The 19,407-nt window shown below is 65.9% G+C and carries 13 protein-coding genes; 4 read left to right on the forward strand and 9 right to left on the reverse strand.

Features of this window, described 5'->3' with window-relative positions:
* Positions 1-37: 37 nt before the first annotated feature.
* Genes ACIBI6_RS28105 through ACIBI6_RS28125 form a run of 5 tightly spaced genes read right to left on the reverse strand, consistent with a single transcriptional unit; the run spans position 38 to position 3,080 of the window.
* A complete protein-coding gene (locus ACIBI6_RS28105; RefSeq protein WP_364349514.1) occupies positions 38-676 on the reverse strand; it encodes a hemerythrin domain-containing protein in 639 nt (212 codons plus the stop codon).
* A 52-nt stretch (positions 677-728) separates the two neighbouring features.
* Positions 729-1,220, reverse strand: coding sequence for a DoxX family protein (locus ACIBI6_RS28110; protein ID WP_364349511.1), 492 nt, complete (start codon positions 1,218-1,220; stop codon positions 729-731).
* A 13-nt stretch (positions 1,221-1,233) separates the two neighbouring features.
* On the reverse strand, positions 1,234-1,695 hold the full coding sequence (locus ACIBI6_RS28115; RefSeq protein WP_364349508.1) for a carboxymuconolactone decarboxylase family protein: 462 nt from the start codon (positions 1,693-1,695) through the stop codon (positions 1,234-1,236).
* A gap of 36 nt (positions 1,696-1,731) precedes the next feature.
* The gene (locus tag ACIBI6_RS28120) at positions 1,732-2,517 is read right to left on the reverse strand and encodes an NAD(P)H-binding protein (protein ID WP_364349505.1); all 786 of its coding nucleotides are present in this window, start codon (positions 2,515-2,517) and stop codon (positions 1,732-1,734) included.
* Positions 2,514-3,080 (reverse strand): carboxymuconolactone decarboxylase family protein, encoded by a 567-nt coding sequence (locus ACIBI6_RS28125; RefSeq protein WP_364349502.1) that lies wholly within the window; start codon positions 3,078-3,080, stop codon positions 2,514-2,516. Before ACIBI6_RS28125 ends, ACIBI6_RS28120 begins: the two co-directional genes overlap by 4 nt.
* 99 nt (positions 3,081-3,179) lie before the next feature.
* On the opposite strand from ACIBI6_RS28125, the gene ACIBI6_RS28130 reads away from it, so the two are divergent.
* Positions 3,180-6,050 carry a BTAD domain-containing putative transcriptional regulator gene (locus tag ACIBI6_RS28130; RefSeq protein ID WP_396958347.1) on the forward strand — a complete coding sequence of 957 codons (2,871 nt, stop codon included), beginning with the start codon at positions 3,180-3,182 and terminating at the stop codon, positions 6,048-6,050.
* Positions 6,051-6,220: 170 nt separating this feature from the next.
* Here the strand turns inward: ACIBI6_RS28130 and ACIBI6_RS28135 are convergent, their stop codons facing one another.
* Positions 6,221-7,153, reverse strand: a complete 933-nt coding sequence (locus tag ACIBI6_RS28135) for an NADP-dependent oxidoreductase (RefSeq protein WP_396958348.1) — start codon at positions 7,151-7,153, stop codon at positions 6,221-6,223.
* Positions 7,154-7,257: 104 nt separating this feature from the next.
* Here ACIBI6_RS28135 and ACIBI6_RS28140 point away from each other — a divergent pair, with 104 nt between their 5' ends.
* On the forward strand, positions 7,258-7,659 hold the full coding sequence (locus ACIBI6_RS28140; protein ID WP_364349494.1) for a helix-turn-helix domain-containing protein: 402 nt from the start codon (positions 7,258-7,260) through the stop codon (positions 7,657-7,659).
* Positions 7,660-7,723: 64 nt separating this feature from the next.
* The gene (locus tag ACIBI6_RS28145) at positions 7,724-7,885 is read left to right on the forward strand and encodes a hypothetical protein (protein WP_364349491.1); all 162 of its coding nucleotides are present in this window, start codon (positions 7,724-7,726) and stop codon (positions 7,883-7,885) included.
* A gap of 221 nt (positions 7,886-8,106) precedes the next feature.
* On the opposite strand, the gene ACIBI6_RS28150 is transcribed toward ACIBI6_RS28145, so the two are convergent.
* On the reverse strand, positions 8,107-11,475 hold the full coding sequence (locus ACIBI6_RS28150; RefSeq protein WP_396958349.1) for an arabinosyltransferase domain-containing protein: 3,369 nt from the start codon (positions 11,473-11,475) through the stop codon (positions 8,107-8,109).
* Positions 11,476-11,730: 255 nt separating this feature from the next.
* Here ACIBI6_RS28150 and ACIBI6_RS28155 point away from each other — a divergent pair, with 255 nt between their 5' ends.
* Positions 11,731-12,228 (forward strand): peptidylprolyl isomerase, encoded by a 498-nt coding sequence (locus ACIBI6_RS28155; RefSeq protein WP_364349488.1) that lies wholly within the window; start codon positions 11,731-11,733, stop codon positions 12,226-12,228.
* A gap of 58 nt (positions 12,229-12,286) precedes the next feature.
* Here ACIBI6_RS28155 and ACIBI6_RS28160 read toward each other — a convergent pair whose 3' ends face one another.
* Positions 12,287-13,831: an acyl-CoA carboxylase subunit beta gene (locus ACIBI6_RS28160; RefSeq protein ID WP_364349485.1), complete on the reverse strand. Its 1,545-nt coding sequence runs from the start codon at positions 13,829-13,831 to the stop codon at positions 12,287-12,289.
* Positions 13,832-13,861: 30 nt separating this feature from the next.
* Positions 13,862-19,318, reverse strand: a complete 5,457-nt coding sequence (pks13, locus tag ACIBI6_RS28165; protein ID WP_396958350.1) for a polyketide synthase Pks13 — start codon at positions 19,316-19,318, stop codon at positions 13,862-13,864.
* Positions 19,319-19,407 lie beyond the last annotated feature (89 nt).

The raw sequence follows: 19,407 nt of genomic DNA on the forward strand, positions 1-19,407 counted from the left end.
GGCCTGATTACCCCGCGCCGAGGGCGGCTTGCGGCCTTCACACAGTCGCCGTGCCCGCACTCCACCGATCGAGCGCGGCATATGCGGGCTGCCACTGATCGCGATACGCGGCACGCACCGGCTCCGGCAGCGGGGCGAGCAGCACTTGGACCGTCTGCTCGTCGGCACCGTCCAACAGCCACGGAATCAGTTGCGGAGCAGCGGGGCCGATGCGACTGCCGTGCAACTGACCGAACGCTTGCCACTGCTCCGGTGTCACGACCGCCTGAATTAGCGGCAATGCCTCGCCCTCCTCGTGCTTCAGGTGCCCGGTCAACCCGGTCGCCAAGGCGTCGAGCAGACCGCCGAGGCGTTCCGGGCCACTGTCAGGATCGGCGAAGGTCGCATCGATCTGCTCGAGCAGCGGATCGATGACGGCGTGCTCGGCCTCCATCGCGTCCAGTAGTGCCAACTCGTCGGGTCGCTCGGCGAGCGTCTGCCGCATCACCGGCCACAGCGCATCGTCCTCGGCGGTGTGGTGCACCAGAAGGGATTTGGTGAACATTTGCCAACCGGCAGCGGTGGCGAGGATCTTGCGCGGATCGTCGTCGATCCGATCGGCGATTTCGGCGATGTATTCGAGTTCGCGCCGCAGCGCACTGTGCATGGCGTACATCGTCGTCATGTCGAGGGTCACGGGTTTCTCCTGATGGAACGGTATGGATCGGTTGCGCCAACGGGGTCGGCGCTCACGGACGCGCCGCTTCCGGCGGCGGTGCGGAGAGCAGGGCGTGCAAGATGCCCCGCCCGATCCGCCAGGTCGCCCCGATCGGGTCGGGACTCGGATCGCGGCGCGCCGTCGGCCGCAGCGCCCATGAAGCGGCCGCGAACCCGGCGAGAACCATCGCGGGCATGGCGAATTTGCGTGGATTGCCGTTCGCCAAGTGCGAGGCCGCGCCGCCGAGATAGACGGCGAGGGATCCGGCGTAGGCCCACTCCTTGAGCCGCGGCATTCCCGGGGCCAGCAGCACTGCGGCCATGGGCAGTTTGCAGATGCCTTGAATCGTCAAGAAATACCTGGGGTAGCCCAACTGATCGAAGGTTTCGACCGCGAACGGCTCCCGGGTCAGATCCCACATGCCGCCTTTGACCATCTCGGCGGCGACCGGCATAGTCGTCACCCAGTACGCGGCGGTCCGGATCCGGGAAAGTGCATCTGATCTCGAGTTCTGAGCAGTCATCGCAATATTCCGCTCAGGCCCAGCTGGCGCCCGCGGGCTCCTTGATACTGGTATTGAGGCGATTGAAGAAGTTGGTCAGCGCGATCATGAGAATGACTGCGGAGAGCTGGTTTTCGTCGTAGTGATCGGCGATCTCGTCCCACACGACGTCCGGCACGGCATCCTCGGACTTGTCGGCGATCCGGGTGGCGACCTCTGCCAGCAGCAGCGCCGCGCGCTCGGCCGCACTGAACTCAGCGGATTCTCGCCACGCGGCGACGGCGAACAGCTTCTCGTCGCCGACCCCCGCCTTACGACCGCCCGCCAGATGTGAGTGCACACAGGCGCTGCACCCGTTGATCTGGCTGACCCGCAGTGCAACCAATTCCAGCAGTTCGGCGGAAACTCCACCCTGATAAGTCGCCTTGTAGAGGGTGTTGATTCCCTTCATCGCGTCGGGCAGGACCATAGCGGGGTTCTTCATGCGAGCGTTCATGTCAGGTGTTCCTCTCGGGGAGTTGATAATTCGAAATCAGTGCCGGATGTGGGCCTGCAGGTCGAGCCAGTCGGCGAAGCCCGGACCGGACAGGACGGCATCCGGCCCGGGGAGCAGAGCGCCGCTCTCGTACAGGTCCCGGTCGGGGTTGGCCGGATCGCTGACCTCCTCGATCGGCCTGTCGTCTCCGCGTCGCGCGTTCACCAGACGGGCCATCTCGGCCAGGTATTCGGCGCGCGGTCCGGCAATCTCCGGGAACGGACCTCCTTGGTGCGCCGACCACGCGCCGGTCGCGAATTCGGCCAGCTGTTCGGCGACCGCGCGTGCGGAGACCAGTTGGGTACGCATCTTCGGGATATAGATCACCGAACCTTGTGCGCCCCACCGCATCATCTGTTCGACAAGCTCATGGAACTGCGCGGCCCGCAGAATTCGCGTCGGCACCGGACCCGCCAGCAGTGCCTGCTCGTGCACCAGCTTCGCGGCGTTGTATCCAGCGGTGGAGCCGTCGATGCCGATGATGGACACAGCCACGATCCGGCGCACTCCGGCCGCCTGCGCGGCCGCGTGCAGGTTACGGGCCGAGGCGGTGAAGAAGTCGGTGGCGGCCTGCTGTTCGAAGGAGGGTGTGCTCGACGCGTCTATCACTGCGGTCACGCCGTGGAACGCTTCGGCGAGTCCTGCACCGGTGACCACATCCACTCCGGTCGACCGTGACATCGCCACGACCTTGTGCCCTGTCTCGGTGAGCACGTCTACGATGTGGCGGCCGAGCCGTCCGGTGGCGCCCGCTACCGCGATCGTGCTGTCTTGCGTAGTCATTCCGCTTCCTTTGTGTCGTGGGCGTGGTCCGTATGCCGGACCAACGGCCAGTCGATGTCCACTCGTCCGGCCAGGACGAGGTAGTTGTCGAAGATCGCCAGCGCCACGTGAGCGATGACGTCGACGAGTTCGGTGGGCGCCAGTTCCGTCTGGGCGGTGGAAAGTTCGTGGTCGGTGATCGCGCCGCGGCGGCGGATCAGTGCCGCCGCAAAGGCCAGGATCGCCGCGTATTTCGGATCGTCGGCCGCGCCGAATCGGGCGTCGCTGAGCTCGTCCTCGGTCATCCCCGCGAGGCGGCTGCCGAGGAAGCTGTGCGCCGAAAGGCAGTAGTCACACCCGTGCTCCTGGGCGACCAGCAGCCCGAGAGCAGAACGTGCGAACGCCGGCATCTCACTGCCGCCCAGCGCTTCGGTGAGGGCGACATACCCCCGCAGGGCGGCAGGGCTTTGCGCCATCACCTTGACGTTATTCGGTGTGACGCCGAACAGCTGCTGGCTGACAGTGAAGAGGTGTCCGGCAGCATCATCCGCGTTCTCCGGGTCTATCGGGGGTATTTGCGGCATGGGAACAGCGTGTTACGGCCCGTTGATACTTTTGCGATGCCTTCACGATGGGTGTTGTATGGAGCCGAGATGGGTGTGCGTTTTACGGTCCTCGGACCAATGAAAATCGTGGTTGACGGTCGCGAGTCGGCCGCGGCGCCGAGACATCGGGCAGTGTTCGCCTATCTCCTGGTCAATGTCGGAAGAGTGTGCAGCGCAGACCGAATCATCGAGGCCATCTGGGGCACGGATCCCCCGGACACTGCGCGCTCGCAGATCCACGCCGCGGTGACGGCGATCCGCAAGGTGTTGCGCGAAACGGACGCGGCGCAGGTACTGCAGACCAGATCCGCCGGATACGTTGCGCTGCCGGAGCCGGGGCAGTTCGATCTCGAGGAATTCACCGGCCGGGTCGGTATCGGCCAATCGCTGGCCGGCACCGACCCCGAGGCCGCGGTGGCGGAACTGCGTGCGGCGCTGGCGCTGTGGCACGGCGAGGCGCTCGCCGATCTGAACGCCGACTACGTCGCGCCCGCGCGGCGCCGCCTGCAGGACAAGCAGTTAGCGACCTTCGAGCAGTTGACCGAGGTGGAACTCGGGCTGGGCAGGCACGAGGCGGTGCTCGACGAGTTGGCAGCGATGGTGACCGCAAACCCGCTGCGGGAGAAGCTGGCCGGGCAACTGATACTCGCACTGCATCGAGCGGGACGACAGGTCGATGCGCTCGCGGCCGCACGATCGTTCCGGACGGCACTCGCACAGGCGCAGGGTCTGGATCCGGGACGCGCATTCGTCGCGCTGGAGCAGGCAGTATTGCGGGACGACGGCGAACCGGCCACACGCGTAACCGCACTGGCCGCACAAACCGAACCCGTACCACGTTGTGCGAACTTCTTGCCGTACGACATACCGGATTTCGCGGGCCGAAGCGCCGAACTCGAACATCTCCTCGCACCACTCACCGGCACCGCGGCGACCATCTCCACGATCGACGGCATGGCGGGCATCGGCAAGACCGCGCTTGCCGTACATACCGCACACCGAGTAGCCGCCCGATTCCCCGACGGTCAGCTGTTCATCGACCTCCAAGCGCACACGATCGACCGCCAACCGATCGCGACGGATGCGGCGCTGGAAATCCTGTTGCGCCAGATCGGAATTCCCGCCGAACGCATTCCGCAGACCACCGCCGATCGCGGCGCGCTATGGCGGTCGGAACTGGCCGGGCGGCGAGTGGTCGCGGTGCTGGACAACGCTGTGGATGCCGATCAAGTCCGGCCGCTGCTGCCCGGCGGGACGGACAGTCTCATCCTGATAACCAGCAGGCGGCGGCTGGTCAACCTGGATGGTGCTCGGGCATTGTCGGTCGATCCACTGCCTGCGCGCGATGCTGTCGACCTCTTCGACCGGATCGTCGGCGAACGCGCCACCGCCGAACCGCTCGCGGTGTTGGACGTGCTGCACCTGTGCGGGTTCCTGCCATTGGCGGTGCGGATCGCCGCCGCTCGACTACTGCACCGCCCGCAGTGGACCGTCGGCTATCTGGCGGGACGGCTGCGTGGGGAGCGGCGCAGGCTGGCCGAATTGTCCACGGCCGAACGAGGTGTCGTGGCCGCGTTCAACCTCTCCTATCGGCAGCTTCGCGCGGACGGGCAGCGGATGTTCCGGCTGCTCGGCCTGCACCCCGGGCGGGACATCGATCCCGGCGGCGCGGCGGCGCTGGCCGATATCTCGCCGGACGACGCCGAAATGCTGTTGGAAGACCTCCTCGACGTTCACGTGATAGCTCAATACGAGCCCGGCCGCTACACCTTTCACGACCTGCTGCGCCAGCATGCCCGCGCCATTGTGTCGGCGGACGAATCCGACGATGCCCGAACCGCCGCGCTGTCACGGCTTTTCGACCACTACGTGCACACCGCGCGGGCAGCGGTGGATCTGCTGTTCCCCTACAGCGCCGATCACCGCCAACCGCTGCCGTCCGCCGCGGCCCAGGTGACGACGCTGGACGACACCGAGGACGCGGCCGAGTGGCTCGATGCCGAACGCGAAAACCTCATCGCCACTGCGGCTTACGCGTCCAACAACGGGATGCCCGCGCACGCCAGGGACTCGGCTGAAACCCTACGTCCCTATCTCGACGGCAACTCCCGCCACTCCGATGCCGCACGCTTGCATCAGGTGGCACTGCTGGCGAGCAGACAGCTGGCCGACTCGCTCGGCGAGGCCAGAGCGTTGACCGACCTGGGCTGGGCCTGCTGGCGACAAGGCGATTACGAGTGGGCGACCACGCATTCGCTAGCGGCACTGCGGATTGCCCGCGCGTCCGGGGATCGCTATCAAGAGGCCAGAGCGCTGAACACGCTCGGCAATGTGGCGTGGCGTAAACGGGACTACGACGAGGCCAGGCGATACCTGCGCGACGCGCTCGATCTCGCCAACCGTCTGGGCAACCGAGTCGGCGAGGCGCACGTGCTCGGCAACCTCGGCATGCTGCTCGGCGCCGACAACAACCAGTACCGCAACGCCCGCGAACATCTCGACCGCGCGCTGGCACTGCACTGCGAGGTGGGCAATCAGCGCGGCGAGGCGTTGGTGCTGAACTATCTGGGATCGCTGTGCCGCCGCAACGACCTGCTGGACGAGGCCAGAGACAACCACTCCCGGGCCCGTGACCTGTATCGGATGCTGGGCAGTCATGGCGACGAAGCGTCCGCGCTCAACGGCCTCGGCGAGACAGCCTACACCGCAGGCGATCCTGGCTCCGCCGTCGAAAAGCACAGCACCGCACTGGCGTTGGCCGAGCAGGCATTGAATGTGCCCGAGCGAGCGCGCGCCAATGACGGGCTGGCTCGCGCGTACCGAGATCTCGGTGACGTCGGTCGAGCACGCGAATACGCCGGTATCGCGATGAGTCTGTACGCGGATCTCGGCGTCCCGGAGGCCGGCGATATGCGCGCTTTCCTGGATATGCTCGCAGACTCCGATTAGCCCCAATCGCTACGGCGGTCAGAGTCGGCCGGGTGTCGTATCGGCGAAATGTGACGTCACGATCCTGCTTGTCTGCGTTGACCGGTAGGCCACGACGCGCACGCTGCGCTCGGACTTCGGCGCGCCGAACTTGCGGCGGTCGTTGTCGACTTCCACGCGTTTTCGGGGGGCTAGGGGACGAGGACGAGGCGGCCGCGGAGGCCACCTGCCGAGAGGCGCTGGTGGGCGGCGGTTACCGCAGCCAAGGGGTAGGTTTCGGCTACGCGGAGGGTGAGGTGGCCTTTGTCGACCAGTGCGACGAGTTCGTCGAGTTGGGGGCGGTCGGCGTGGACCAGGACGGTGGTTACCTTGGTGCCACGCAAGGGAATCGGGGTGTTGGGGACGCTGATGGAGACGAAGCGGCCGCGGGCACGAACGGCGGCGAGAGTTTCGGGGCCGAGGGCCGCGGCGTCGAGGGCCGCGTCGACGCCGCCGGGGACGAGGGCTCGGACGGCATCCGGCAGGTCGGCTTCGCGGGGGATGAAATCGGTGGCACCGAGGGCACGCACGACGGGTTCGTCGGCGGTCGAGGCCGATGCGATTACTCGGATGCCTTGTGCGGCAGCCAGTTCGACGGCATAGCCGCCTACCGCGCCTGCCGCGCCGGTAATGAGCAGGCAGTCGGCGGGAGTCAGTTCGAGGGCGGTGAGGGCCTGTACCGCGGTGAGGCCGTTCAACGGGATCGTGGCCGCAGCCTCGGCGGGGACGGAAGTCGGTGCTGGGGTGACGTTTTGGGCTTCGAGGACGATGTAGTCGGCTTGGGCGGCCAACGAGACGTCTAGGCGGTCGCTGATGCCGATGACGGCTTGGCCCACGGTGAATTCGTCGACACCCGCGCCGATGGCATCAATGACACCGGCGACATCCCATCCGATTCCCCACTGCTCGCGCGGGGCGGCGAACGGAGTCCCGCCGACACCATTGCGGACCATGAGGTCTACCGGATTAACCGTCGCCGCAGCTACTTTCACCCGAACCGTACCGGGCCCCGGCTCGGGCGTGGGCACCTCGATGATCTCCGCGACCGCCTCCAGGCCAGGTCGACGGACTACTACTGCACGCATGGCAATCCTTATCGCTTGTCGGGTTACGTCGACAAACCTAGGCGAGCTACTATCTGTCAGGTAGTAGTTACCCAAGAGTGCGTAACGGGCAGTAGGGGAAGCAGATGGCGACAACCACCGCGGCACAACGCCGTGAACTGGCGAAACAGCAATACGACGCCTACGTGGCCGAATGCCCGACGCGCCAACTTCTCGACCGGATCAGCGATAAATGGGTCAGCCTGATACTCAACGCCCTCACCGACGGGCCGCTGCGCTACGCCGAGATCAACCGCGTCATCTCCGGCGTCAGCCCCAAAATGCTCACCCAAACCCTGCGCACCCTCGAACGCGACGGGCTACTCGAACGCCGGATCACCGCCGAGGTGCCGGTCCGCGTCGACTACGAACTCACCGCACTCGGCCATAGCCTGCAACCTGTGATGCGCGCCATAAAAACGTGGGCCGAGGAGCGCATGGACGATGTGCTCGCGGCCCGCGCACGTTACGACGGTGAACCAGCGTGACCATGTCGTAAAAGTTGACCGCGAAAGCCTTCCCACTCGTGAAGCTGGCCTTAACCTTTTATTCATGACCGCGGCCTTCGAAGATATGGATCTGCGCGACCTCGTCGGACTGCTCACCGAGGATGAACAACGGGAGCTTCGACCGGCGCTGCTGCGTGTGTTATCCCGCCAAACCCCGCAGGAGCTACTCCGTCGTGAACTAGGCCTTCGTATGACGAAGGTCTGACGCCGCCGGATCACCGAACACCATCCACCAGGCCGTTGCGCCGGCCAGTACAGCCGACGCCGCGGCCTTTCGTCGTTAAAGGGCGCTGTTGAACTGAGCGGCCGGCACCGGATTGTGTGTCGGGTTTCCTTGGCATCCGGACACGAGTGGGCGCTGAGGACAACTCGGTCCTCGAAACGAGAACAGGCCCGCCGAATTCGACGGGCCTGTCTGTCTACGACCTAGAACACACGCAGCTGTCCGGGCGACCAGAGTCCCGAACGACTGGCCGTACCTGTATCCAACTTGGCCGGAACCGCATTCGGGTAGTACTGGTCGTACCGCTCCAACGAACCCCAGTCCCGCGCCCAGTCGTGCTTCAGATACGTCGGAATGGTGCTCGACTTCGCCAGCATCTGACTGAAGCCGAGGAGACCACCGAATTCCTCGGCCTGCCAGGTATTCGTCGAGCTGATGGCCAGCGGCCTATCCGGCAGGATCCGGTAACCGGGCACCTCGGCCACACCGTTCTTGTGGTCCAGTGGCCGCTGGCACGGGAACTGCAGCCCGACCGCCCAGTCCAGCAGCACCGGCTGCTCGGAGCCGATAAAGCTATTGAGAGTGGCCAACTTCGGCATCCGCGGCGGGGTGAACGCCAGCCACTGATCGCCGATCAGAATCGGGTCATTGGCGACAATGCGCACCGCATCGGCATCGGGTGCGAGCTCGTCGAGCGGAATGCGCAGATTGCGCCACGACGGGAACGGACCGATATCGCGCGGCAGGTAGGTGCCGAGCATCTGCACACTGCCGTCGGGCAGGTGCTTGCCGTAGTCGACGGTCAGCGACTGGCCGTACCGGGTATCGCCGGTGTCGTCGACGGACAGGATGCGGCCCGCGGCCGAAATGACCACCAGCGGATGATCATCCGAGCGCGGCGCCAGCTGGTACCAGCTGGAGACCAGATGCGCGGGCTGCTGCACGCCGCCCTGGTAGCTGCCCATCACCGGCGTGGTGGCCGGGTCGAGGCCGAAGGGCAGGGTGGCCCGGCTGCCGTTGACACCGGTCGCGCCGTAACCGCCGTCGGTGCCCGCGTTCTGACCGTCCGCGCCGACCGGACCGACCGACTGGGTGGAGGTATTGCCGGTACCCGGCTTCACCTCGATGGTGTCGGCGCTGAGCTTCTCGGGCACACCGTTCGGATCGAAGCCGACCGGATCGGCGCCGGCCAGCGGATCACCGTTCTTCGGCGGATTCGCCGGATCGATGATCGGTGTGAGCATGCCGTTGCCCTTGTTCACATCCGGTTCCACCAGCACGTCATTGGCAAGACCGCACGAATTACCCTGCACCGCATCGAAATTCGAGCGTGCGAGCGAATAGGCCGGGTACTGCGCCACTGCGCCCTTGACCAGCGAGAACACCTCGAGCAGCACCATCAGCGCGGCGACGACGGTCAGCGGGATCGCGGCGAACTTGCGAATCCGCTTGCCGCGCACGGACTTCGCCGACGGCTGCGGCCTGGTGTAATCCTCGCGCAGCGCCGACCAGGCGACCAGTGCCAGCGCCAGCCCGAACAGCACCAGCATGAACGTGTTCGACTGGTAGCCGTGCAGCGAGATCCGCTTGTCGAACCACGGCACGCCGAAGCTGGACACGTACCAGTAGCCGTTGATGCCCGAGAAGGCGACCGCGAGCACGAACAGCAATCCGGCGAGGAAGATCGCCCGGTTCTTCCTGGCCCGCAACGCACTTGCCGAAACCGCCACCGCGGTGACCGCGGCCAGTGATCCGGCGATGCCCGCGTACGCGCCGAAGTGATGGGTCCACTTCGTCGGGTTGAACATCATGAAGAAGATGGTTCCGAAGACAACGCCCATCAGCCGCCAGGTCGGACCGCTGGCGATGCCGGGAACCTGCCTGCGCCGCAGCAGTACCAGCATGGTGGTGAACAGGCACAGCAGCATCATCAGGAAAGCGAACCGGCGCGAAAGCGATCCGTCGACGGTCTCCACGAACAGGTAGTAGTAGCGCAGGTAGTCCTCGTACCAGGCCAGATTCGGACCGGTCACCTGCCGAACCCGGTTGGCCTCCTGGATACCGGCGAAGGTCTGGTCGCTGTAGACCACGATCAGCACCAGCAGACCCGCCGCCGCGATCGGCGCGAGCAGCGGCAGCGTCGAACCCCACTTGCCCACCCCCTGCGCCGCGAACTGCCGATGCCGCCGCACCACGATCCGCACCAGCGGCCGGATACCGGCGAGCAGCGCCGCCACACACATCAGACCGGTCGGCGCCGCCGCCAAGGTGAACGCGGCCACCAGAATCGCCACCGCGGCGGGCAACAGACGACCCGTCGCGATGGCCCGCTCGATCGACACCCAGGTCAGCAGCGCGCCGAGCGCGACGATCGGCTCCGAGCGCAGACCGTTGTCGAACGGCAGCCAGAACGCCAGGAAGACCAGTCCACCGGTCCACAGCGCCACCTTGCTGTTGCGCACCCCGCGTCCGAGCCGGGGCACCACCTCGCGGCTGATCACCATCCAACAGAGAATCGCGCAGAACAGCGCGGGCAACCGGACCCATGGGCTCGCGGTGGAGATCTCCGAGAAGGCCTGGATGACGTAGTAGTACCAGCCGAATGGGGCCTCCGGCACGCCGTACCAGCGGAAGTAGTTGGCCATATAGCCCGCGTGCGGCGCCACCCGCACCATGCTCAGGATGTAGCCGTCATCGGAGGTATTGGCACCCACGAAATGCCACAGCAGCAGTGTGCCGACGACCGCGCCGTCCGCCCAGTTCGGCTTCAGCCAGTTGGCGGGCAGGAACCGGCGGTGCCCGCGCCCGTCACTGCCGTCGAGCCGAGCCAGTGCGCCGAGCGCGATCAGCGTGCACAGCACCGCCGCGATCATCGCGATCAACTTGACCGGCGCCGGGCTGGAGGAGAACCGCGTGTCCACCGTCATATGGAACGAGAGGCCGCTGGGCACCGCGCCCTTCAGATCGGTGAAGACACCGACCACCTGCGGCCGCAGATCACCGCTGAGCTGCCCCTCGACCGGTACCTCGACTTTCTGCGTCGTCCCGGGCGCCGCGCCCTCGACCGGCCGCTCGATCGTCGTGGTCACCCCCTCGAACGCAGCCCTGGTCCGATTGGCATCGGAGCTGATGGTGATCGACGTGCACGCGCCCAGCTGTGCACGCTCGGCCGAGGCGACCACGGCATTGCGGTCGACCACATCCACCGTGGTGTCCGAGACCCGCACGAACATCGCCTCGAGCGAGGCCCGGTCGCCCTGCGGCGGCGCGGTGGCCAGCAGCATCCCGCCGTAACTCGGCAGCTGCTCGACCGCAGCGCACGGAATGCTGGCGGTGAGGTCGATCGGCACCTGCGACATCAACGGCGCCTGCACGCTGTTGAGGGCGCCGTCCTGCGGCCAATTCAGCGTCGCGGTGGTCTGGCTGACCGGTAAGAACGGAGCTGCCAGCGCGAGCAGCGCGCCGAGCACGCCGGCGACCAGCGCGACGAGGCGCGCGGTTCGGAAATCGCTCGGTGCGACTTCGGGCGCGGCGGGCGGTTTTGTCAAGACAGCGGTAGCGGCGTCGGGCACGGTTGGCAATGCTAGCTGTGTTGGATTTGCCGCGCCTGCGGCACGGCGTGTTCTCGGCCCATGCTCGATCTCGCTGCGCTCGAAACCGGAGCTGAGCCGCGTGGTCGGCAACGCCGGTATGTGCGGCGACCAGGGAATTGGTGTGGCTGCACAGCGCCCACACGGGCGCGGCGTATAACGCTGGCGGCCCGTCACGCTCAGTAAAGTCGACCCGAACTGCTGACCAGTTGCCATGGGGATGGAAAGGTGGACTTTATGACAAAGGTGAATCTCGAAACCAACTACGGACAGATCGTGCTGGAGCTCGACGACGCGAAGGCCCCGAACACCGTCGCGAACTTCGTGAATTACGTGAACGCCGGCCACTACAACGGCACCATCTTCCACCGCGTCATTCCGGGTTTCATGATCCAGGGCGGTGGCTTCACCCCCGAGATGCAGCAGAAGGGCACGCAGGCCCCGATTCAGAACGAAGCGAACAACGGCCTGAAGAACGACAAGTACACCGTCGCGATGGCCCGCACCAACGACCCGCATTCGGCCACCGCGCAGTTCTTCATCAATGTCTCCGATAACGGCTTCCTGAACCACTCCGCACCGACCCCGCAGGGCTGGGGCTACACGGTCTTCGGCAAGGTCGCCGAGGGCTCGGAGGTGGTCGACAAGATCGCCGCGGTCTCTACCGGTTCGGCGGGCATGCACCAGGACGTGCCGCAGGACGACGTCATCATCGAGTCGGCAAAAATCGCCTGACTTCCCCGCCTCGCAACAGAATCGGGCCGCACCCCAATCGGGGATGCGGCCCGACCCGTCAGAGCGGCAGGAGGTGGTGTTTGCGGGGGTTGCGGATGAGTGCCTTATCGCGCAGCAGGTGCAGGGCGCGACGCAGTTCCAGGCGGGTGGTCGACGGCTCGATGACGGCGTCGATATAGCCGCGCTCGGCCGCGACCCACGGGGTCGCCATGGTCGCGTTGTAGAAGTCGATCATCTGCTGACGCACCGCGGCGCGCTGATCCTCCGGCGCCGCTTCGATCTGCTTGCGGCCGATCAGGCTGACCGCACTTTCCGCGCCCATAACCGCGATCCGCGCGGTCGGCCAGGCCAGATTCACATCCGCACCGAGCTGTTTCGAACCCATCACCGCGTATCCGCCGCCATAGGACTTGCGGATAACCACGGTCACCTTCGGCACGGTGGCCTCGACATAGGAGAACAGGAAGCGGCCGCCGCGTTTAATGACGCCGATCTTCTCCTGTTCCACACCGGGTAGGAATCCCGGTGTGTCGACAACGAATACCAGTGGAATCTCGAACGCGTCGCACATCCGCACGAAGTGCGCGGCCTTATCCGAGGCCCTCGCATCGAGCGCACCGGCGTACACCATCGGCTGATTCGCGACCACACCGACGCTGTGGCCGTCCACCCGGGCGAATCCGGTGATGACATTGCGCCCCGCCGTGGCGCCGATCTCGTGGAAATCACCGTCGTCGAATATGCGCAACAGGATGTCGTGCATGTCGTACGCGGCATTATCCGAGTCCGGGACAATCGAATTCAGTTCCAGATCCGATTCGGTGACCTGCGGCTCCAGACCCGGATTCACGATCGGCGGCCGTTCCGTGCAGCTCGTCGGCAGGAAGCCCAAATACGCGCGCACCCATTCGAACGCGGACTGCTCATCATCGGCGACGTGATGGATATTGCCGTACTGCGCTTGGCTATTGGCGCCGCCGAGTTCCTCGAGGCTGACATCCTCGCCGGTGACCTCCCGGATAACGCCGGGCCCGGTGACGAACATGTAGGCCTCGCCGGTGGCCACCACCACGTCGGTATTGATCGGCGCGTACACCGCTCCGCCCGCGCACTTGCCGAGAATCATCGAAACCTGCGGCACCATGCCCGATAGCGGCTCGGCGCGGGAACCCAGCTCGGCGTACCAGGCCAGTGAGGTCACCGCCTCCTGCACCCGGGCGCCGCCGGAATCGTTGATGCCGACCACCGGGCAGCCGACCTTGGTCGCGAACTCCAGGACCGCGGCAACCTTGCGGCCGAACATTTCCCCGACCGAACCGCCGTAGACGGTCTGGTCGTGCGAGAAAACCGCCACCGGCCTGCCCTCGACAAGGCCGTGCCCGGTGACCACGCCGTCGCCGTACAGTGCCGTCGGATCGCCCGGCTTGCGCACCAGCGCACCGATTTCCACGAAGGTACCCGGATCGAGCAGCATATTGATCCGGTCGCGGGCGCTCGGAATTCCCTTTTTAGCCCGCTTCGCCACCCCCGCTTCGCCCGCCGGTTCCTGCGCTAATTCAAGTCTTTTGCGCAGATCGGCAAGTTTCTCGGCAGTAGTGCTCACTTCGACCCTCTCATCAGGTTGCACGCACCCCTAAGGGGCAATCACAGCAAGTCTCGCGGTGAGGTCGGCTCCGATCTTTCCGATCCTCGGCTCGTCAACGATCTGGAGATGGTCACCCGGGATATGAATAACCTCGAGGTTCGGAATGTATTCATCCCAACCACCATTGGGTCGACGATCCGCGTACCGCGGCTCCAACTCGATCATGCCGTCGTGGTAGCGATCGGCGAGATAAAGCACCACATCGCCGTCGTAGTGACTCGGCGTGGTCTTGGCCAGGTGGCGTCCCTCGATCCACGAGGTGCGCTGATGCTCGAGCACACCCCCGGGAATCTTGGTGCCACTGATCTTGATCAGATCCGACACCATCTTGAACTGCTCCTCGTCCGAGGCCGCGGCAAGCTCTTCCAACTGCTCCTGCGGGAGTTCACCTTCCACGCCGTAGGTCTTTTTGGCGAAGGCCTGATAGCGCTGGATCCGTCGGACCCGCTCCTGCGGGCTGTTGTTCTCGCCCTCGGTCGGGATGGCCAGGTCGATCAGGCCGACGACGCGCACATCGGCCCCCTCGGCGCGCAGCAGCTGCGCGACCTGCAGAGCGAAAACCGCGCCGAGCGACCAGCCGTACAGCACGTACGGACCGTTGCCTTGGATCTTGCGGAGTTCGGGCAGGTATTGGCGTGCCCGCGCGGCGATATCGCCCTCGACGCGCTCGAAACCGTACATCGGGGTATCGGCCGGAAGCCGCTTCAGCAGCGGTTCGTAGACCAGTGTGTTGCCGCCCGATGGGTGGAATACGAAGACCGGCACCGCATTCGAACCCTCGGCGCGCACCCGCAGCGGACGCACGAACCCATCCACATCGGCACCGCTGTTCTGCAGTTCGCGCACGATATCGGCGAGCTGCTCGATGGTCTCGCAGTCGAGCACATCATCGACGGTCACCTCGGCCTTGACCCGCTCGGTCAGTCGCGTCGCCAACTTCTCGGCAACCTCTTCTTCGAGGATCGGCAGGGTATTGAAGATGCCACCCGCCGACTTACCCGTCACGATCGCCCAGGTAGCGAAGGTCAATCGCTCGGCGGCATCGCGCGGCGGGACATCGTCCTCGTCGGCACCGGCGGGCTGCCCACCGAAGATCGCGGCGGCGTCGGCGGGAGCCGCGGCAGCAGCCACGGCCTCGGCCGCGCCGACCGAGGTCGTGTTCTCGGTATCCAGAGCGCGTTCGATCGCGGCCTGGTCGGCATGGTCGGCCTGGGCCGCAGCGGCCTGCTCGGGAGTGGCCGGGGCAGGCGCGGCGGTACCAGCGGCAGCACCGGTGATACCGGCAGCCGTCTCCGCCTCAACGACAATATTCTCGGCCTCCGCCTGCACCGAAGTGTTCTCGGCATCGAGCGAAACCCCTTCGGCACCAGCAGCATCAGCCACCGCGGCAGCCGGATCTGCACCTGCCGCGACCGCCGCGCGCGCCGCAGCGATGAATCCGCCGTCGACCGCGATCTCCTCACCGGCCGCCTGCTTATCGGCGATCGCCTGCACCTCGTCACGGTGCTCGATGGCATAGCGCAGCACCTTGCCGACCTCGTTCAGGTTGGCATCGCGCACGGCCTGAATCTGCAGCTGCGGAATATCGAATTCGTATTCGACCCGGTTCTTGATGCGCATGGCCATCAGCGAATCGAGGCCGAGCTCCATCAGCGGGATCTCCATCGGCAGATCCTCGACCGCATAGCCCATCGACTCGGCGACGATCAGCGCCAGCCGCTCCTCCAGGGGCTGCGTACCCGCCGGATCCCAACGCTCACCGAAGGTTTCGACGACCTCGAGATCGGCATCCCCGGTGCTCGCGACCTCGGTCCCCGGAACCGCGGCTGCGACAACGGGTTCGGGCAGCGGCGCACCCGAGGCGACGACCGCCTCGAACAGCAGCTGGAAGTTCGCGCCCTCGCGCGCATGCACCTGCACCGACGCACCGCCGAGGTGCGGGATCAGCGTGGTGGTCAGTGTTCCGGTGTTCGGCAGCACCGCGTGCGGGACCGAAGCGCCCAACGACACGTCGCTGAGTACCTGTGTCGCAGCGGATTTCACCAGCGCCGCGAGATCGGTGACGGCTGAGGCCTGCACCTCCCACACGTGCCGGCCGTCCGGCAGCGCGACATGCGCACCGGGCACCCGGGCATTGCCGCTGCCACCGGCCATCTTCGCCTTCGGCCAGTACTGCTTGCGCAGGAACGCGGTCCGCGGAATATCGGCGTAGTCGCCAGCGGGCAGCAGCGACGGCAGATCGACACGATGTCCGTGCACGTAAAGCTGTGCCAGCGCGGAGATTACGCCCGCCGACTCGTCTTCCTTGCGCTTGAGGGTCGGGATGAGCTGCGCATCGTGCACACCCGCCGCGAAGGTCGTGCCCAGAACCTGCATCAGCGCAACGGAATTCGGCGCCAACTCCAAGAAGGTGGTGTGGCCGTTGTCCACTGCGAGCTTCACCGCATTGGTGAAGTACACCGAGTGGCGCATGTTCTTGACCCAGTAGTCCTCATCGTGCACCGGGTCGCTGCCGGGCCGGTAGAACTCTTCCTTGTTGACGGTCGAATACAGTCCCGCCGTCAACTTGGTCGGCTCGATACCGGCCAGCTCCGCCGCCAACTCGCCGAGCAGCGGATCCATCTGCGAGGTGTGTCCCGCGCCCCGGGTCTGCAGCACTCGGGCGAATTTGCCCGCCTGCTCGACCTTCGCCACGATCGCCGCGACCTGATCCTGCGGACCGCCGATCACGGTATTCGTCGGCGCCGCGTACACCGCGCATTCGACATCCGGATAGTCGACCAGCAGCGTCTCGACATCGGCGGCACTCAGCTCGACCAGCGCCATATTGCGCACATCGTCATCGCTGATCATCGCCTCGCCCTCGCCCATCAGGCGCGAGCGGGCGCAGATCACGCGCACCGCATCCTCGAGCACGAGACCACCGGAGATGTAGGCCCCGGCCACCTCACCCATCGAATGGCCCACCACCGCATCGGGTCGCGCACCGTGCGCACGCAGCAGTGCGGCCAGACCGATCTGAATGGTGAAGATGCCGACCTGCGAGGTGCCGACGTTGTAATCCTGGGCGTCGTCCAGGATCATCTCGCGCACCGAATACCCGGCCTCGTCCTGCACCAGCTCGTCGACCTCGTCGACGGTCTTGCGGAAGATCGAATTCTCCAGATAGAGCTGCTTACCCATCTTGCGGTGCTGCGCACCGAATCCGGACAGCACCCAGACCGGGGCCTGCACGGCGGGCGCGTCCGCGATGAACACACCGGCCCCGGGCTTGCCCGCGGCGATCGCACGCAGACCGGCAACGGCCTCTTCATGGGTCTTGGCGATGACCACGCCACGTGAACGCCAATGGCTACGCTTGGCCAGCGCGCGCGCCACATCCTCGAGCGGAGTGTCGCGGCCTTTCTCCGTCTCCAGCCAGTCGGCCAGTTCCGCGGCAGCGCGGCGGCGACGCGAAGGCAGATAGGCCGACACCGCAAGGATCACCGGCAGCGGTTCGGCCCGCTCGGTCGACGCCCATTCCGCAACGGCCGCTACGTCTGCCGCGACCTGCTCGGCACTTTCGGCGACTATTTCGTCGGCCTCCGCTACCACATCTGTGGTCTCGTAGTCCGTGTCGACCATTTGGTTCCGGTCTGCCGCCTCATCGACCTCGGCGACGAGATCCGTAGTCTCGTGATCCGAGCCGAGGGTTTCGTTCTGGTCAGCCGCAGCCGAAGTCGGCTTGTATTCCTGGATGACAACGTGGGCGTTGGTACCACCGAAACCGAAGCCGGAAACACCGATGGTCGCGGTACCGCTGTAGCGCGGGAATTCCGACGGCTCGTCGACGACCTTCAGGTGAGCCTGCTCGAACGGGATATACGGGTTCGGCCCGGCGTAGTTGACGTTCGGCGGCAGTACGTTGTTCTGCAACGCCATGACCACCTTGGCCAGGCTGGCAGCGCCCGCACCGGACTCCAGGTGCCCGAAGTTCGTCTTCGCCGAGCCGAGCAGGGCGGGCTTGTCGTCGTCGCGACCGCGACCGACCACCCGGCCGAGCGCATCGGCCTCGATCGGGTCACCGAGCAGCGTGCCGGTGCCGTGGGCCTCGATGTAGTCGACCGTGGACGGCGCGATGCCCGCATCCCGATAGGCCCGGCGCAGTACATCGGCCTGCGCATCCGGGTTCGGTGCGACGATGCCGTTGGACCGGCCATCGGAATTGATCGCCGAGCCCTTGATCACCGCGAGAATGCGATCACCATCACGTTCGGCATCGGCCAGCCGCTTGAGCACCACCAGACCGGCGCCCTCGGACCGGGCGATGCCGTCGGCATCGGAAGAAAACGCCTTGATGCGGCCGTTCTTCGCCAACGCGCCGATCGAGTCGAAGCCGAGGGTGATCGCTGGCGCGAGCAACATGTTCACACCACCGGCAAGTGCCACGTCGGCGTCACCGTAACGCAGCGCGCGCACAGCCTGGTGCACCGCGACCAGCGTGGACGAGCAAGCAGTGTCGACAGCGACCGAGGGGCCACGGAAGTCGTAGAAGTAGGAGATCCGGTTGGCGATGATGGCCGAGGACCCACCGGTCAGCGCATACGCATCGGCCGAGGCAGGTGCACTCGGATCGGACTGGCCCAAGCCGAGGGCGGACACCAACTGGAAGTCGTTGGTAGAAGTACCGACGAAAACGCCGACCGACTCACCCTTGAGCTCGCTTGCGGGAATCCTGGCGTGCTCCAATGCTTCCCAGACCAGCTCCATCATCAAGCGCTGCTGCGGATCGACCCGCTCGACCTCGATCGGAGACATAGCGAAGAACTCCGCATCGAAGCCCTTGACTACGTCTTGGTCGAGGTAGCCGCCCAAGGTGTTGCCCTCGGCGACCTTCGCGGCCACCGCCGGGTCGTCGGTGAACTCGTCCCAACGCCCCTCTGGGCGCTCCCGGATCGCGTCACCGCGGTTGATCAGGAATTCCCAGGTCGACTCCGGCGTATCGCCCGCACCGGGCAGCCGGGTGGACAGGCCGACGATCGCGATGTCGTGCGCATCGCCCGGCTGGTACCCGGCCGTGTAGAACGAGTCGTTACCCGACTCCTCCGGCAACTCCGGCTCACCATTGATGACGACCTCGGCCAGCGACGCGATAGTCGGATGCTGATAGACGACCGTCGCCGTCAGCACGACACCGGTCAGCTCTTCGATATCACCGCCGAGGGCGATGGCATCGCGTGAGGCCAGCCCGAACTCCTCCATCGGCCGGTCCACCGTGATCTGCTCGATCGGTTGACCGGTCGCGTCGGCTACCCAGCGCCGCAGCCACTCCCGCAGCTCCGCGACCGACATATCGGTCGTCGCGGCGGGTGGCGAAGCCTGCCCGGCGTCAGTGGTATCGACCGCGTCCGCATCGGCGGGCACGATCTCGGTCGTCTGGTCGGGCGTGCCCTCGTTGTCAGCCATCAGTTCCTCAAGCTACCTGTCTGCGTACCGGGCACGCCGTGAATCGACCCCCGGCGTGGAAAGCCACGCCGAGCGTCGATATTCGGATC

Source organism: Nocardia sp. NPDC050412 (assembly GCF_044458825.1).
In the GTDB taxonomy this organism is placed as follows: Bacteria; Actinomycetota; Actinomycetes; order Mycobacteriales; family Mycobacteriaceae; genus Nocardia.